The following is a 16,287-nucleotide window of genomic DNA, read 5'->3' on the forward strand; positions in this document are numbered from 1 at the left end:
TTTCAATTCACCTGCTAAGCAGGCTCCTTTTGCGGGCCTGAGGCCCAGTGGTAGACAGTTGTCCACCATCAATATTGAGGTTTTTTAGCCCTGAGCTAGGCGCAGGGCAACCAGCTCACCGTCATCCGAAAGGACAAACAATAGATCGCCATCCACCAGCATGGGGATACGAATCGCATCGCCATCTACCTGCTCACGGCCAATAAACTGTCCAGTGTTTGGATCGAGAACATGTAGGTAACCTTCCAAGTCACCGATAACAATGACACCCTGGAAATAAGCCGGGCCGCTAAGCTCTCGGCGCAACAACTCATTGTTCGTCCAGACAATCTGGCCATTGCCCACATTGTAGGCGTACACACTACCAGAGACACTGCTAAGGTAGACATGGCCACCACCAACCGCTACCGCATGATGTGTGGAGGCGTCGCGGGCCCACAAGCCCCGGCCGCCATCTTTGGACAGGGCAACAACCCTGCCCTGATAACTCGCCGCAAATACCAGATCACCCCGCACAACCGGAGAGCCATCGATATCCACAACTCGCTCCAACTCAGCGGAGCCCTGGGGTATAGCAACTCGCTGTTCCCAGCGGGGAGTGCCATCACGGGCATCCAGGGCGATCAGTTTACCGTTGTCCAGGCCAGCGAGCACCAAGCCACCGCTGATGACGGGAGCCGCAGTACCGCGCAGAGTTAATACTGGCAGGGTGGTATTATGACTCCAGAGCTCTTCACCGGTACCTGCATCCAGGCCAACCAGCTTGCCGTCGACAGTTTGCAGAACCACAACCCCGGAACCGACCGCAGGGGCAGAAACCACTTCTCCAGAGACCTGGTAATTCCACAACTTTGCACCATTGTTCAGGTCGAGCACTATGGCCCGACCACGGTAGTCCACTACAACCGCAATACCAAGACCGACACCAACACCACCACTTAACTCGATATCCAGGTCAGTTTCCCAAAGAGGCTGGCCGGTACTGCGTTCAAATGCGGTAACTTCACCATCACTACTGGCCGCAACCAATTTGCCATCAGCCAGACCTGGCTGCAGCATGGCATAGCGCTTTTTATCGATATCACCAATACTCGCTGACCAGACCTCACGCAGCTCAACACTGGTATTGATATCCACCAGCTCAACCGGCTCGACATCTTCCTTTTCATCGTTGGAGGCACAGGCAGCCAGGGCGATTGCCAGGGCTACTGCAGCTGTACGCCCCGCAGCGCGATTGAGAAATCCCATTACTCACCTCCCTCTGGTGCTGGCTCACTTTGATTCTGTTCCTGCACAGCTTTGTCACTCACTACTGCTAAGCTATCAGCCTTGAGGCGAAGCAGTTGGGTGCTACCAGCCTGCTCCGGCAGCAACTCAGAAATTGCCTTCTCATACGCTGCACGCGCACCGGCATTATCCCCTTTTTGCTTCAGGATATCTCCACGAGTTTCAGAGTAGAGAGCAGCAAACGCTGGCGGCACAGAGCCTTCTATCAGCTTCAGAGCCTCATCGGGTTGACCGCGCGCAGCGATTACCGAGGCAAGTCGGCGCTTGGCCAACAGCTTCAGGGCAGTCTCTTCGGTATTATCGATCACCCACTGCAACTGTTGCTGAGCTGCTTCCAGATCATTGTTATCTGCAGCGATGGCAGCCAAGCGCAGTGACGCCTGGCTGGCATAAATACGACTGCCAAACTCGTTCTTGAGCTGCTCCGCCAGTGTTTTTGCGGTCGTCAGCTGTTTATTGTCCGGCTGATTGTTATTGGCGGATACCGCCTCAACAAAATTTTGATACAGGTCAGAAGCTGCTTCAGCCTTGCCGCGCTGGTCACCCTGCCACCATTGATAGCCGAAGTAGCCGGCGAGAGCCAGGACCACGCCGGTAACAATGCCCCTGCCGTTCTCCGCCCACCAGCGCTTCAGCGTTTCTATTTGTTCTTGTTCGGTAAGATGCTCAGACATTGGGTAAATCGCCTTTCCTGTAGTTTTCTAACTTTCCCGACGGGGGCCTCCGCCCCCGGAGTATTTTGATCAGCCCTGTAACAATGCGGCCAGCTCATTCAGCTGGAGGGTCTGTTGTTGCTGCTCAGAACGGAGGTATTTCACTGTTATCTGACCATTTGCGGCCTCATCCTCGCCAATAATCAGTGCATAATCGGCACCGCTTTTATCGGCTTTCTTCATTTGGCTCTTAAAGCTTCCGCCACCGCAGTGCGCCTGCAGGCGCAACCAGGGCAGCTCGTCCCGTAGCTGCTCTGCAGCAGCTAAGGCGGCTGATTGTACATCACCCACCGCCACCAGGTAGGCATCCACCTGTTGCGCCAGGCTATCCGGCAGAACTTCGAGGGTTTCCAGCATCAGCACCAAGCGCTCAGCCCCAAGACCGAAACCAACCGCTGGAGTGGCTTTCCCCCATCTGCTCTACTAGACCATCATAGCGACCACCGGCACAGACTGTGCCCTGGGCACCGAGGCTATCAGTCACCCATTCAAATACGGTTTTACCGTAATAGTCGAGACCGCGTACCAGTTTAGAGTTGATTTCATACTTCACACCTGCGGCATCCAGTAGCTCGCGCAGCTGGGTGAAGTGGGCGGTAGATTCCTCATCAAGGAAGTCCAGTAGACAGGGGGCGTCGGCGAGCAGTTCCTGAGTTTGCGTATTTTTACTATCGAGAATACGCAGCGGGTTGCGCTCAAGGCGGCGCTGGCTATCTTCATCCAGTTGCTCGCGATGCTCGCTGAGATAGGCCACCAATGCATCGCGATAGGCCGCACGACTGTCTGAATTACCGAGGGAATTGAGTTGCAGGGTCACATGCTCACTGATACCCAGTTGGCGCCACAGGCGCGCAGTCATAATAAGCATTTCCGCATCGATATCCGGGCCTTCGATACCGAACACTTCCACACCAAATTGGTGAAACTGGCGCAGGCGGCCCTTCTGTGGGCGCTCATAGCGGAACATGGGACCAAAGTACCACAGGCGCTGGGGTTGGATCAGTAGGTTATTCTGAATCGCTGCGCGCACAGTACCGGCGGTACCTTCAGGGCGCAAAGTAACGCTGTCTCCGCTCTTGTCTTCAAAGGTGTACATCTCCTTTTCGACAATATCGGTGGCTTCACCCACCGCGCGGCTGAATAACTGGGTCGCCTCCAGCGTGGGCGTACGAATCTCGTTATAGCCATAGCGGGTAAAAAGTTCACTGAGAGTGGCTTCCACATACTGCCAAACCGGGGACTGTTCCGGCAGCAGGTCGTTCATGCCTCGAATTGCGCGAAGTTGTTTCAACGCTGTTCCTTAATATTTAACTCAACTATTCGGATGGTGCTTGCGGGCTGGAGCCCGCTACGCCTTGGCGATGATATCCGCTTCGCGCTCAGCCTTGGCTGCAGCCTTGTCACGAATCAGGCGTTCCAGGTCATCCACCAGGTTCTCATTCTTAAATTTGCGATCCGGCTGACCGTCTACATAAATAGCATGGCTGGGAGTGCCGCCGGTAAGGCCGATATCCGCCTCCTTCGCCTCTCCAGGACCATTGACGATACAACCGATCACAGCCACATCCAGCGGTGTAGTGATATCTTCCAGGCGTGTCTCCAGTTCGTTCATGGTTTTCACCACGTCGAAATTCTGGCGCGAACAACTGGGACAAGCAATGAAGTTAATACCCTTACTGCGCAAGCGCAGGCTTTTGAGCAGGTCCCAGCCCACTTTGACCTCTTCAACAGGGTCCGCCGCCAGGGACACACGCAGCGTATCGCCGATACCATCGAGTAACAGGGCACCGAGGCCAATCGCAGATTTCACCGTGCCCGCACGCAGACCACCGGCTTCAGTGATCCCCAGGTGCAAGGGCTGCTCAATTTGCTCGGCCAGTTTGCGATAGGCAGCTGTTGCCATAAAGATATCCGAGGCTTTTACACTCACCTTGAAGTCCTGGAAGTCCAAACCATCAAGGATATCCACATGGCGTAGGGCGGACTCCACCAGTGCATCAGGCGTTGGCTCACCGTATTTTTTCTGCAGATCTTTTTCCAGAGAGCCCGCATTTACTCCAATACGAATCGGTATATTCAGATCGCGGGCTTTATCAACCACGGCGCGGATACGCTTCTCTCGACCGATATTGCCGGGATTAATGCGCAGGCAGTCCACCCCCAAGTCGGCCACGCGCAGGGCGATGCGGTAATCAAAATGAATGTCCGCAACCAGCGGTACATCGGTCTGCTTTTTAATTTCCCCAAAGGCCTCAGCGGCCTCCATACTAGGCACGGATACCCGCACAATATCGGCACCGGCCTTCTGCAAACGTTGGATCTGCCCCACTGTAGCGGCTACATCACAGGTTTCAGTATTGGTCATGCTTTGCACCGATATCGGGGCATCACCTCCGACCGGTACGTCTCCTACCATGATCTGGCGCGACTTGCGGCGAACAATGGGAGATTCAAATTGCATAGGGCTGACCTGGCAGTATTGCTGCTAAAAAATCGAGGGGAGATTATAGAGAGATTGGGCGCAAACCTACAGTATTCGCGCCCAAACTGAGGGAATCACTTCAATCACCAACGATCAGGCGTCGAGTGCGGCGGTTTCCAATAGGGTCGCTATTTATCGTTTGCTCGCGATAAACCACTTTGGTCGCGCGGGCATTTCCCAGCATCAACTCAAAAGGTGCGCGCCCATCCAGCTCTTTGGAAGTGCCCGCTTCCTGCACTCCGGCTAAGAGTACTACACCACCTGCATCTTTCACCTCAATCCAGGAGTCCTCATCAAAACTGAGCCGTAAGGCACCTTGCAGTTGCTGATCCAGTTGCGCCACTTCGGCGGGAAGCTCCGATAAGGGCTCAGCAGAAGTCGCCTGTGACTGAGCCGCGAGAGCAACAGTGGGGGCCTCAACGGCAATCTGCTCGCTATTGAGGTCAACAGGGCTTTCCTGTAATACAAAAGTAGAATCACCCTGCTCTATTGCACTGTTTTCCTGCTTCAGAATTGCCGTACTTTGCCCTGGTATCTCCTCAGGAGCCTGGGAAACTTCTTCCGTCAGTGCCACTGGCATTGGTACAGAGGGAATATTTACCGGACCGCCATAGAGCCACCAAAAGACGCCCCCGGCAGCAAGCAGAGGCAATATTGCCAACACTCCATGTCCCTTTCGACGGGCAGGACGCAGGGCATCGGCCTTCACCTCTATACGGCGGCCTTCACTGCGTGCTTGCGGCTGGGGTCGTGCGGAATCATAGGCGGTGAGTACTGGCTCTGAAGGAACACCCAGCTCCCTACAGATATTGCGGATATAGCCACGTGCATAAACTATCTCGGGCTGACGCTCGAAAATATCATCTTCCAGCCATTCCACCGTATTATCGATAATACACAAGCGCCGGGATAAATCTTCACGGGACAGGCCAGCATCCTCACGCGCTGCACGCAGGATGCTACCTGGAGAAACTGGGGACGTTTGTGTCGGGGGTACGGCTTCACCGCTATCGCGGTGCGCGGAACTACTATCCGTCATTACCACTCAACTCCTGATATTTCAGTGTTTCCGCAGAGTACGGGTACAAATTCTTCAAGGCAAGCGCGTAACTGAGCTCCTTGTCACGATTCCCAAACACCTTTTCGATGCGGATACCCAGCCACAGGGACCGCGGTGTCTGGCGGTTATTTTCGCTGTATTTATCCAGGTACTGCTTGGCCACGGCATAATCGCCAGCCTCAAACTTCAACTCAGCCAGCTCAAGCTGGGCCACAGGTAGATTTGCATTCAGGGCCAAAGCGCGAGTGTAGGCTTGTTCAGCCTCCTCCAGCATACCCAGTCGGCTGGCAGTGCGGCCATAATTAACCAGGGCGAAGAAGCGACGGTTATAGGTCAGGTCTTTTGAAGCGTGGCGAAACTGCTCCAGCGCCTCTTTGTAGCGCTCCTGCTTATAGAGAAAAACCCCGAAATTGGTGCGCGCCATCGAAAAGTTATCGCCATAACGCAGGGCTTTCTTGAAGTGGGATTCAGCCACCTTCAGCTCGCCATCTGCCTGATATAACAAAGCCAGGCCATGGTGGGCTAGTGGGTTTTTCCTGCCTAATTCCAGAGCCTTATTGAAATGACGCCTGGCCAGCTCACGGTTATCACCGCTTTGCAGATAGCGCAGCCCCAACTGCACGTGAGTTTCCAGGGCCTTATCCAGGTTCACTTCCTGGCGCTCAGGCAACCCGGTCGTTACACAGCCCCCCAACAGAGCAGTAAATAACAGCCCCAAAAACGGCAGGCCAAAAGATTTTGCAGACACAACATCACCTGTAAATTTATTTTTTATCTGTCCATCTAGCGGAAGCACCTTGGGCGCAGTCAACCCCAGCTAGGCGGCGTAAGACCTGCTACATCCGTCAACCGAAATTCGCTATACGCCCAGGGCTGATTAATTTTTCAACACAAACCCAGTCACTATTTGCCGTCCTATCAACCGGTCGTAACCCCTAACCTGTGCTTCCCGGGCCCTATACTGCCGTAAAGTACAGCCCGTTGCAGCTCCATAACCCCAATGAATTCCAATTAACAGTTACCAAGCCCGACTTGTCGCGGGCTTACAGGAGAGAAAAAGTGCGGATATCACAGAGCTAACAATATTCTGCGGAATAGTATTCTCCTGGCTCCCATTTATAGCGCGTTGCCCTCGCGGTCTTTCGCCTCTAGCTGCCGGCCATCTGGGCCACCATCCCGAGGGGGCATCAGAGCCTGAATCGCATTAGAGTTGGTATTGGCAGCATCCGGATCAGTGAGTGTTCCAAGGAATTTCACCACCAGGTCGATCTCTGTATCACTGAGATTGTTGGCTCCGCCCCCGCCGTTCGCACTGAGAATATCCTGGGTATGAGCCAGGCCATTGGGAGCCACTTTACTGGCACAGTCCTGCAGCCCCACAAATTGCTCCAAATCACACATTTCGCTGTTGGCAAAATATCGGGTAATGGAACCTGATCGATCGCGATAGTGCTCGATATTTCTCCTTAACGTGGCGAACTGGCCATTGTGTCCCCAAGGGCCTGTGATGGCGACATTGAGTAGTGTTGGAATACGAAAACTACCCGCACCATTACCACCCAGATCGGCACCACTACCGCTAGCATCCTTACCAACGCCTATTTGTGGATAACTTACAGCCCTAAGCCCCTGGGTAGTAAAGAAGGCGCCGCCATGACAGTTAGTGCAGCCCGAATTACCCGCCATAAAGGTAATAGCCCCGCGCTTCTCATCGCTGTCCAAAGCATCCGGATTACCATCCACATAATCAAAGAAGGGGTTATCGATAAATAATTGTACTGCCTCATAAGCAGCTATAGCCTCAGCAACACGGCTGAAATTAATCTCAGGATCACCGAAAGCAGCGCTGAATAACGAGCTCCAACTGGCACTCTCCAGATTTGCCGCAAGTATCTCTTCGCGATAGGCGGTAAATCCACCTTCAGTAGTATTGTCGTAGCCGAATTGGGTAATGTCCCCCATTTCTGCAGCATCGGTAACGGGAAAATGTGCCTGGGCCATCATTAGAGCCAGGGTACCAATACCCACTGCCGCTTCGGTATTATTACTGACATCGCGGGAGTCTGTTCTCAGCCCCCGATCAGTAATTGCCACACGGTTATCCCAGAAAAGCCCTCGAGTCCAAAGTGCGGCATTACAGATCGGTTGGGCATTTCTCGCCACAACAGGCACTTCATTAAAACCATCTGACCGCCCCGGCCCCACTAGAGCCGGATCGAGCGCGCTTACTCCAATAGGCATAGAAAGGTTATCGCCTCCACAACCCATAACCGGTTGGTGGCAGGACGAGCAGGAGGTGTCGTTATTGGCGCTGAGGCTTTTGTTGTGGAATAAGCGCATACCCAACTCCACCTTTGCGGGGCTCTGCTCACTGCGGACTCGGGCGGCGAATGCCCGTATATCCTCCAAGTGAGAGGCCATACCATTCAGCTCAAGCATGGCCTGAAGGCAGGAATCCAAATCTGCATCAAGCAGATCCAATGCACTGCGTGCATTGTTACACTCTGCAAAATTAGAAATGCGATCATTGTCCACCTCAATATCCGCGCCGCTGCTGAGCCCGCTATTGGTATTGTTCAGCAAGGTTTTTGCACTGACCCGGGCGATGTCACTATCATTATCGACGTCTCCAGCAGTCACTGTGTAGGTGTGCTCTGTATTTATCGAAAGCCCCTGGTCGACAAAGTAGTGATTACTCGTTTCAGCAATTTTTTCACCGTTACGATAGATGGAATAGGTTGTCCCATCACGCTCCCACGAGAGTCCGATACTGGTACCGGAAAAAGCATTAGCAATTAACTTTGCGGGAGCACCTCCCTGTTGGGAGCTACCCCCAGTATCATTATCACCGCCTGTACTGGTGTCCGAGCCGCCATCACCACCTACATCTCCACCAGTGCCTATATCTCCGCCACTGCCATCTGCAACTGGATCAGAGGACGGATTGTCATCCCCACCGGAAGAGCCCGAGCTGCAACCCGCTACCAACACAAACAGTGGCAGGATCAACAGCCGCAGCAATACCATGATCGATACATTCGAATTTTTACTATGAACTTTCATAAAATCTGACCGACCCCGCCACTAAAACCTCATTTGAGAAGCTCTGGACAGGCAATAAGCGAACTAGTGCCCCTTGCGGCACCAAAAGCTAACATCCCCAGGGTTTGCTGAAACCCAACAAAAGTCCTTTTTAATTTCAAAGGATAAAGATCTGAATTATCTCTTGCCTTGGCCGTTTGAATAAACCCAAAACAATATCTACTGCCTTGGTGGCAATTGTTGCTAACAAAAAACTGATTCTACTTTGATGGCCAACTGGCCACAGAGCCTGGCTATTTAACTACCAGTCGCTTCAGCCATAGGAGTAAACAATTTAGCGCCTTTACCCGACAATTTCTGTTGAGGGAGTCGCAAACTGTCTTTGCGGTTAAGGTGATCTTCGGGGGCAAGAATTATCTGTTATTTTTAACCCGAGCCCGACACAATGGCAGTACCAGTCAATGTAGGTATTTTTTACAATTGCCATTCGCAAGAGCATGCTGCTTCTACAATACTAGGATTGCTATGATTGCCGAGCATAGAGAGCTGTAGGAACCATACCCTCTATACTCGCCATATTATTTTTAATATTTTATGCAGTCCGGGAAAAATCTAACTGAAACTTATAAGATTTCTCCACTCTGGTCTTTTGCATCCAGCTGCTTACCGTCTGGGCCACCATCTCTGGGAGGTATCAGGAACTGAATCTCATTGGAACTGATATCCGCTGCATTCGGATCAGTAAGCGTACCCAGGAATGTCACAACAAAGTCAATTTCGTCTTCGGTCAAACGGTTGATGCCTCCTCCATCGTTCCCATCGAGAATATCTTGGGAGTGAGCCAAACCATTGGGAGCCACCTTGCTCGGACAATCCTGCAGATTTTTAAATTGGTCAAGATCACACATCTCGTTATTTTCAAAATATCTAAGGATGGAAGCTCCTTGGTCGCTGTAGTGTTCGACATTTCTTCTCAGAGTGCCAAATTGCCCGCTATGCCCCCAAGGGCCCGTGATAGTTACATTTAGCAGAGTAGGCGCACGGAAGGCTCCAAGCCCCAAAGACCCCTCTCCCCCAAATCCGCACCACTTCCGCTTGCATCCGTGCCTATGCCTATTTGAGGATAATTGGCAGCCATCAGTGCCTCAGAGGTAAAGAAAGCCCCTTTATGGCAGAAAGTACAACCGGCATCTCTTGACATAAAAGTGATTGCACCGCGCTTCTCTTCAGCGTTGAGCACCTCCAGATTCCCCTCGACATATTCAAAAAACGGATTATCGATAAATATCTGTACGGCTTCATAAGCCGCAATTGCCTGAGCAATACGGCTGAAATTAATCTCGGGATCACCAAAAGCGGAAGTAAACAAGGCCCCCCAAGCTGCAGTATCCAGGCTGGCTGCTAATATATCCTCGCGATAGGAAGTAAAATTCTCATCAACAGAATCATCATATCCAAAGTCGGTGATATCCCCCATCTCAGGCGGAGCAGTTACCGGAAAATGCGCCTGTGCTATAAGCAGTGCCAACGAGCCAGGCCCTACAGCATTGACGGTATTATTCGTAACATCTCTCGAGTCTGTTCTGAGGACACCATCAGGGCTTAAAGAAACCCGATTGTCCCAGAACAGGCCCCGAGACCACAGTGAGGCATTACAAATAGCCTGAGAGTTCCTTGGCACTATAGGTACTTCGTTAACACCATCTGAGCGCCCCGGCCCCAGCAGGGCGGTATCTATAGCATTAATACCCACCGGCATTGAGAGGTCATCCCCACCGCAGCCAATCGCGGGATGATGGCAGGACGAACAGGAGGCATCTTGACTTGCACTTAAGGATTTGTTGTGGAACAGGCGCATTCCCAGCTCCACCATAGCAGGCTCCTGCTCACTGCGAACACGTGCGGCAAAAGCGCGTATGTCTTCGACAAGAGGGGCCATACGGTTGAGTTTGAGCATAGCTGCCAAACAGTTATCCAGGTCTTCTTCGAGCAAGTCCACCGCACTGGAAGCATTTTTACATTCCTCAAAAGCGGATATACGCTCATTTAAAACATCATCTTCTGTGCCGTTATTCAGCCCCTCGTTCGTATCATTGACTAATGTTTTAACGATGATCTGGGAGGCTTCCAGCTCGCTGGCCGCATCAACGGTATTGACAGAGTACGCGTACTCAGTATCTACCGATAAGCTCTGGTCGATAAAAAAGTTATTGCTGGATTCCGCTATTTTTTTCCATTACGATAGATGAAATAGGTTTCACCATCCCGCTCCCAGACAAGGCCGATACTGGTTCCAGAGTAAGCATGACCAATCAATTCTGCAGGTGAGCTTCCCTCTGCAGGACCGGGATCGGGATCGGGATCGGGATCAGTATCACCCCCTACAATATCCGGAACCGAGCGATCCTCACCACCGGACGACCCCGAGCCACAACCAAGCATTATCAAAACGAGTGTTAGAAAAAAAGCCGCAATAAGGCTCTGGAAAATAGCATTAAATCCAGTTTCTGAACGTTCATATAATTTAACAGTCCCTTCCATCTACTTTTTAAAAAGTTCTGGACTGTTAACGCGTTACCCTGCGGGTTGGTTGACTGCGGAGTAAAAAAAGGCACCACCAAATCGAAGGCAAGGCGTGCGAGGAATTACCACTTAGAGAGGAATAAAAGATTTAAAAACTATCTTCTACCAAAACTGCAGCTCTAAGCCACCCAGATCGGAAGAAGATGTTTTAGGACCACCTGGCATCCCAGCTAATCGCCAGCTCAAGACACTCAGGTTAAATTGGTACTCAGCCAACAATACGGACAGGGCGCTCAGCGTTGCGATAGCGTTCAGAGCGGCGGGTCCGGTCATTCACACTTCCTGCCAATTGACCACAAGCTGCATCAATATCATCACCGCGAGTGGTTCTGACGGTTACGGTATAACCTTTGTCGAGTAAAATCTGTTGAAAGCGTCGCAAAGCGTTATTACTCACCCGCTGATAATCGGAAAGCTCAAACGGATTAAAAGGGATTAAATTAATTTTTACTGGCACATCGCGCAGTAGTTCCGCCAGTTGCTCAGCATGCTCAGGGCGATCATTAACCTCGCGCATCAGCGTATATTCGATGGTCATCTTACGATGGGTGTCTGGCATGCGGTCGATATAGCGCTTAGCAGAATCCAACAGCATCGCAATCGGATATCTTTTATTGATCGGTACTAGCTCATTGCGCAGTTCATCGTTGGGCGCATGCAGGGATATCGCCAGGCTTACATCAGTAACATCCGCAAGGCGATCCAATGCGGGTACTACACCTGAGGTAGACAAGGTTACGCGGCGCTTGGAGATGCCATAGGCGTTGTCTTCCATCATCAGGTTCATGGCATCGACTACATTGTCGAAGTTGAGCAGGGGTTCACCCATTCCCATCATCACTACATTGGTTACCTTGCGTGGACCTTTCGGCTGTAGCTGGCCGAAAGACTTACAGGCAATCCACACCTGCCCAATGATTTCAGCAGCAGTTAAGTCCCGATTGAAGCCCTGTTTTCCGGTTGCACAAAAACTGCAATCCAAGGAGCAGCCCACTTGGGAGGATACGCATAAAGTACCGCGATCCCCATCGGGGATATAAACGGTTTCGATGGCATTATCACCAGAAACTTTAATGAGCCATTTGCGCGTACCATCGGCAGAATCCCACTGCTCCAATACTTCCGGAGCGCGAATCTCAGCAACTTCTGCCAGTTTCTGGCGCAGTGCCTTGCTGACATTGGTCATTTCAGCAAAGTCACTCACCCCGTTTTGGTGAATCCACTTTAAAACCTGGATAGCGCGGAAACGCTTCTCGCCCAATGATTCAAAGAAGGCGGCCAGCTTTTCAACAGAAAGGCCGAGCAGGTTGGTTTTCTCAGCGGTCATTCATTTCACCTCGGGAAGAACTGCACCGGCCCAGACGGACCAGTGCGATTTCAGCACACAAATTAAGCGCGCGGACAGATTTCGTCGTCAGCGAAGAAGTAGCTTACTTCGCGGGCAGCGGACTCTGCGGAGTCAGAGCCGTGTACTGCGTTAGCGTCGATGCTGTCAGCGAAATCAGCGCGGATGGTGCCAGCAGCAGCTTCTTTCGGATTGGTAGCGCCCATCAGCTCACGGTTTGCCAGGATAGCGTTCTCGCCTTCGAGAACCTGTACAACAACCGGGCCGGAAGTCATGAAATCAACCAGGTCTTTGAAAAAAGGACGCTCTTTGTGCTCAGCGTAGAAACCTTCAGCTTTTTCGCGGGACAGGTGCACCATCTTCATGGCAACAATGCTCAGGCCAGCTTTCTCAAAACGGCTCTCGATTTCACCGATTACGTTTTTGGCTACTGCGTCCGGCTTGATGATGGAAAGGGTACGCTCCAGGGCCATGGTTATCTCCAATGTGATTTTTCGTTACTGAACTTACATACAGAAAGAGCAACCTGCACAGTTGCTCTTTCCTGATATTCCTTCCGTACCCACCGGGCCGGGGGTACTCAAATTTTGATCACCGCATTTCGCGGCCGGCGGATTATACGGGGTATTGATCGACTTTTGTACTCCATTACCAATACTCGGTTAACTCCACTCAACTACTCTCGCTCTTCAATCCAAGCGGCCTGGATCGCCTCCAGGATCTTCTCGCCACAGCGATCAGGGTCATCATCAAACCCCGGTAACGCCATTACCCAGTTACGCAGATCAACGAAGTTAACGGTAAGTGGGTCCACTTCTTCGTGAGTGTCGCAAAGTTCAATGGCGATATCGTGAATGTCAGTCCACTTCATTATTTGGCTCCCCCAATACCCGCACCGATCAGTGCTTTTCCGAAACCTGGTTTATTGTGTACTTGGGAATCTCGACTACCAGGTCTTCATCCTCAACGATGGCCTGACAGGAGAGACGAGATTCGGGCTCCAGCCCCCAGGCCTTGTCCAGCAGATCCTCTTCCAGCTCATCAGGCTCCTCAAGGGAATAAAAACCCTCGCGTACGATGACATGACAGGTGGTACAGGCACAGGCCTTCTCACAGGCATGCTCAATTTCAATATCGTTGGCCAGCGCTGCATCTATTACGCTGACACCACTCTCCGCTTCCACGACCTTACCCTCAGGGCAAATTTCGGCATGGGGTAAAAATACAATCTTCGGCATGGGTACTGACTCTCTATGGTCTCAATCCGACGGGGCTGTGCCCCAGCCGCTTATTTATCGAATTCATCCAGGCTGTGGCCCTGCATCGCTCGCTTAATCGACGCATCCATTCGCCGGGCAGCGAAGGGTTCCGACAGCTTATTCAGAGCTTCCATACGACGACGAATCTCTTCTGCATCGCCACCGTTATGGGCCAGACGCAACGCCTCCATAGCAAGTTCCAGCTCGTTTAATTCATTTTCCTGCAGCAACTGAGCACCATTTTCACGCAGTGCAACCAGCAGGCTTTCCAAGGTACGCTCTGCCTCTACCTGTGCCTCACGCAGTGCGCGCAGGGCAATATCTTCTGCAGCATGGGTATAGGAATCCTGCAACATACGGGCGATATCCTTGTCCTCAAGCCCGTAAGAAGGCTTGACTGTGATATCTGCACTGACACCACTGCTCTTCTCCACGGCACTAACTGACAGCAAGCCATCCGCATCCACCTGGTAAGTCACACGGATATGAGCCGCACCTGCCACCATCGGCGGGATACCGCGCAGCTCAAAGCGCGCAAGTGAGCGGCAATCGCTCACCAGCTCCCGCTCTCCCTGCACTACATGGATAGCCATCGCTGTCTGACCATCCTTAAAAGTGGTGAACTCTTGAGCCTTAGACACCGGAATCGTCGTATTGCGCGCGATCAATTTTTCAGTGAGGCCACCCATGGTCTCGATTCCAAGCGATAGGGGAATCACATCCAGCAATAACAGCTCATCATCAGATTTGTTGCCCACAAGCATATCCGCCTGCAAGGCCGCACCAATAGCAACAACCTGGTCCGGGTCTATTTCTGCATGAGGCGCTCGGCCGAAATAATTCTCGACCCGCTCACGCACCCGCAGGGTACGGGTAGAGCCACCTACAAGCACTACCTCCTGCACCTCCTCAACGTCGATGGCAGCATCGCGCAGAGCGCGCTTGCAAGCGCGTAAGGTTTTATCAATCAAGGGATCCAGCAGCGAGGCCATAGTTGCCCGGTCGAATACACCCTGCCAATCTCCCTGGCTCACCTCCGCCTGTTCGGCATTGGCCAAGGCTTCTTTCGCCGCACAGGCACTATCGAGGAGCTGGCGCTGGGTAGCGGCATCCAGGTCCGTACCCAGACCTGCCTGTTCGGCTATCCAGGCAGCGATGGTACGATCAAAGTCATCACCACCGAGTGCGGTATCACCCCCAGTCGACATCACTTCGAAAACACCACGGGACAGGCGTAAAATGGAAATATCGAAGGTACCACCACCGAGGTCATAGACTGCTATAACCCCTTCCTCACCCCTGTCCAGGCCGTATGCCACAGCCGCCGCCGTAGGTTCATTGAGTAGACGCAACACTTTCAAACCTGCCAGCTTGGCCGCATCTTTGGTGGCCTGACGCTGGGCATCATCAAAGTATGCCGGCACGGTAATCACCGCACCATCCAGCTCACCGCCATCCTTGCCGCATAGAGCCTCGCGGCCGCGCTGAGCCAACTTTTTTAGAATCTCCGCAGATACCTGTACCGGGTTTACCGTGCCGGCAGCAGTTTCGATGGACAGCATACCCCCATCGCTGTCAGCGAAGTGGTAAGGCAACTGCTCACCAAGACTTTTGACATCTGCCACCCCACGCCCCATCAAGCGCTTGATGGAGATCATGGTGTTGTATGGGTCCTGCGCGGCCCGTGCTCGGGCCTTGGCACCCACGGTGATAGTCTCGCTGCCGTAGTGTACCGCCGAGGGCAGTATCACTCTGCCCTGCTCGTCGGCGATGGCCTCTGCTGAACCACTACGCACAGTCGCCACCAGCGAGTTGGTGGTCCCCAGATCAATCCCCACAGCGTACTTGCGCTGGTGAGGATCGGGGCTCTGTCCCGGTTCGGAAATTTGCAGTAATGCCATTGCTAATCTCTTCTATCGTCAGGGTGGCGTTGCCACGGCACAATCAGTGCCATATCCCAAGTTATTATCAATTGTCGCTCAGTAATCACCGAACAGATCGGCTTCCAGTTCTTCAATCTGCAACTGCAGCTTCACCAGGAACTGTTGTTTGCGCAGGGAGCCCTCGGCCTCAACCAACTTGCCAGCATCAAAAACCTCAGCAAATTGCTTTTGCTCATTGCGGAATAGGCCTTGCACTTCAACGGCAAGCTCTTCAAGGGCGGAGGCTGGATCGGGTTGCTCCCGTACCTCTTCGAGGCGCTCACGCAGCAACATCTGCTGCATCAGGAATTCCGTATCGGCGGTAGTCTGCTCCGGCGGTACTTCCACGCCGGCCAACTTAAGTAGATATGCGGCGCGCTGCACCGGGTCGCGCAGAACGGTGTGGGCTTCATTAATCTGTGCCGCCATCTGGATAGCCAGCAGCTGCTCACGCTCAGATTTGGAAGCGTATTTATCCGGGTGGAATTCCCTCTGCAATTCCCGATAGCGCGCTGCCAGGGCGTTGCGATCGAGTTCAAAGGTGGGCTCAAGCCCGAATATTTCGAAATGGGTCAGGTTGGTTGCCATCTCAGT

Annotated in this window: 15 protein-coding genes and 1 pseudogene; all 16 read right to left on the reverse strand. The window is 52.6% G+C overall.

The window, feature by feature from the left end:
• Positions 1-84: 84 nt before the first annotated feature.
• On the reverse strand, positions 85-1,248 hold the full coding sequence (gene bamB / locus P3339_RS18180; RefSeq protein WP_282951459.1) for an outer membrane protein assembly factor BamB: 1,164 nt from the start codon (positions 1,246-1,248) through the stop codon (positions 85-87).
• Positions 1,248-1,961 carry a YfgM family protein gene (locus P3339_RS18185; protein ID WP_282951460.1) on the reverse strand — a complete coding sequence of 238 codons (714 nt, stop codon included), beginning with the start codon at positions 1,959-1,961 and terminating at the stop codon, positions 1,248-1,250. The genes bamB and P3339_RS18185 overlap by 1 nt, the downstream gene beginning before the upstream one ends.
• Positions 1,962-2,030: 69 nt before the next feature.
• Positions 2,031-3,291 (reverse strand): annotated as a pseudogene (gene hisS / locus P3339_RS18190) (histidine--tRNA ligase).
• 57 nt (positions 3,292-3,348) lie between these two features.
• A complete protein-coding gene (ispG, locus tag P3339_RS18195) occupies positions 3,349-4,461 on the reverse strand; it encodes a flavodoxin-dependent (E)-4-hydroxy-3-methylbut-2-enyl-diphosphate synthase (protein WP_282951461.1) in 1,113 nt (370 codons plus the stop codon).
• 100 nt (positions 4,462-4,561) lie between these two features.
• A complete protein-coding gene (locus tag P3339_RS18200) occupies positions 4,562-5,521 on the reverse strand; it encodes a RodZ domain-containing protein (RefSeq protein WP_282951462.1) in 960 nt (319 codons plus the stop codon).
• On the reverse strand, positions 5,511-6,290 hold the full coding sequence (gene pilW / locus P3339_RS18205) for a type IV pilus biogenesis/stability protein PilW (protein WP_040628362.1): 780 nt from the start codon (positions 6,288-6,290) through the stop codon (positions 5,511-5,513). The genes P3339_RS18200 and pilW overlap by 11 nt, the downstream gene beginning before the upstream one ends.
• 368 nt (positions 6,291-6,658) lie before the next feature.
• A complete protein-coding gene (locus P3339_RS18210; RefSeq protein ID WP_282951463.1) occupies positions 6,659-8,605 on the reverse strand; it encodes a cytochrome-c peroxidase in 1,947 nt (648 codons plus the stop codon).
• A 602-nt stretch (positions 8,606-9,207) separates the two neighbouring features.
• A complete protein-coding gene (locus P3339_RS18215; protein WP_282951464.1) occupies positions 9,208-9,645 on the reverse strand; it encodes a hypothetical protein in 438 nt (145 codons plus the stop codon).
• Complete coding sequence (locus tag P3339_RS18220; protein WP_282951465.1) at positions 9,609-10,577, reverse strand: cytochrome-c peroxidase; 969 nt, start codon at positions 10,575-10,577, stop codon at positions 9,609-9,611. Before P3339_RS18220 ends, P3339_RS18215 begins: the two co-directional genes overlap by 37 nt.
• A 230-nt stretch (positions 10,578-10,807) precedes the next feature.
• Positions 10,808-11,125: a hypothetical protein gene (locus P3339_RS18225; protein WP_282951466.1), complete on the reverse strand. Its 318-nt coding sequence runs from the start codon at positions 11,123-11,125 to the stop codon at positions 10,808-10,810.
• A gap of 250 nt (positions 11,126-11,375) precedes the next feature.
• Positions 11,376-12,494: a dual-specificity RNA methyltransferase RlmN gene (gene rlmN / locus P3339_RS18230; protein WP_282951467.1), complete on the reverse strand. Its 1,119-nt coding sequence runs from the start codon at positions 12,492-12,494 to the stop codon at positions 11,376-11,378.
• Positions 12,495-12,556: 62 nt separating this feature from the next.
• The gene (gene ndk, locus P3339_RS18235) at positions 12,557-12,985 is read right to left on the reverse strand and encodes a nucleoside-diphosphate kinase (RefSeq protein ID WP_282951468.1); all 429 of its coding nucleotides are present in this window, start codon (positions 12,983-12,985) and stop codon (positions 12,557-12,559) included.
• 203 nt (positions 12,986-13,188) lie between these two features.
• Positions 13,189-13,383, reverse strand: a complete 195-nt coding sequence (iscX, locus tag P3339_RS18240; protein ID WP_020412167.1) for a Fe-S cluster assembly protein IscX — start codon at positions 13,381-13,383, stop codon at positions 13,189-13,191.
• A 28-nt stretch (positions 13,384-13,411) separates the two neighbouring features.
• Positions 13,412-13,750 (reverse strand): ISC system 2Fe-2S type ferredoxin, encoded by a 339-nt coding sequence (gene fdx / locus P3339_RS18245; RefSeq protein WP_020412166.1) that lies wholly within the window; start codon positions 13,748-13,750, stop codon positions 13,412-13,414.
• Between the two features lie 50 nt (positions 13,751-13,800).
• A complete protein-coding gene (gene hscA / locus P3339_RS18250) occupies positions 13,801-15,672 on the reverse strand; it encodes a Fe-S protein assembly chaperone HscA (protein ID WP_282951469.1) in 1,872 nt (623 codons plus the stop codon).
• A gap of 78 nt (positions 15,673-15,750) precedes the next feature.
• Complete coding sequence (gene hscB, locus P3339_RS18255) at positions 15,751-16,281, reverse strand: Fe-S protein assembly co-chaperone HscB (protein WP_020412164.1); 531 nt, start codon at positions 16,279-16,281, stop codon at positions 15,751-15,753.
• Between the last annotated feature and the right edge of the window lie 6 nt (positions 16,282-16,287).

It is taken from the genome of Microbulbifer sp. MLAF003 (assembly GCF_030012965.1).
In the GTDB taxonomy this organism is placed as follows: Bacteria; Pseudomonadota; Gammaproteobacteria; order Pseudomonadales; family Cellvibrionaceae; genus Microbulbifer; species Microbulbifer variabilis.

What these genes read in the sequence shown, in the direction of transcription:
- bamB (WP_282951459.1), bottom strand. Translation starts at nt 1,248, where the DNA reads ATGGGATTTCTCAATCGCGCTGCGGGGCGTACAGCTGCAGTAGCCCTG.
- P3339_RS18185 (WP_282951460.1), bottom strand. Translation starts at nt 1,961, where the DNA reads ATGTCTGAGCATCTTACCGAACAAGAACAAATAGAAACGCTGAAGCGC.
- ispG (WP_282951461.1), bottom strand. Translation starts at nt 4,461, where the DNA reads ATGCAATTTGAATCTCCCATTGTTCGCCGCAAGTCGCGCCAGATCATG.
- P3339_RS18200 (WP_282951462.1), bottom strand. Translation starts at nt 5,521, where the DNA reads ATGACGGATAGTAGTTCCGCGCACCGCGATAGCGGTGAAGCCGTACCC.
- P3339_RS18210 (WP_282951463.1), bottom strand. Translation starts at nt 8,605, where the DNA reads ATGAAAGTTCATAGTAAAAATTCGAATGTATCGATCATGGTATTGCTG.
- P3339_RS18225 (WP_282951466.1), bottom strand. Translation starts at nt 11,125, where the DNA reads ATGGAAGGGACTGTTAAATTATATGAACGTTCAGAAACTGGATTTAAT.
- rlmN (WP_282951467.1), bottom strand. Translation starts at nt 12,494, where the DNA reads ATGACCGCTGAGAAAACCAACCTGCTCGGCCTTTCTGTTGAAAAGCTG.
- ndk (WP_282951468.1), bottom strand. Translation starts at nt 12,985, where the DNA reads ATGGCCCTGGAGCGTACCCTTTCCATCATCAAGCCGGACGCAGTAGCC.
- iscX (WP_020412167.1), bottom strand. Translation starts at nt 13,383, where the DNA reads ATGAAGTGGACTGACATTCACGATATCGCCATTGAACTTTGCGACACT.
- fdx (WP_020412166.1), bottom strand. Translation starts at nt 13,750, where the DNA reads ATGCCGAAGATTGTATTTTTACCCCATGCCGAAATTTGCCCTGAGGGT.
- hscA (WP_282951469.1), bottom strand. Translation starts at nt 15,672, where the DNA reads ATGGCATTACTGCAAATTTCCGAACCGGGACAGAGCCCCGATCCTCAC.
- hscB (WP_020412164.1), bottom strand. Translation starts at nt 16,281, where the DNA reads ATGGCAACCAACCTGACCCATTTCGAAATATTCGGGCTTGAGCCCACC.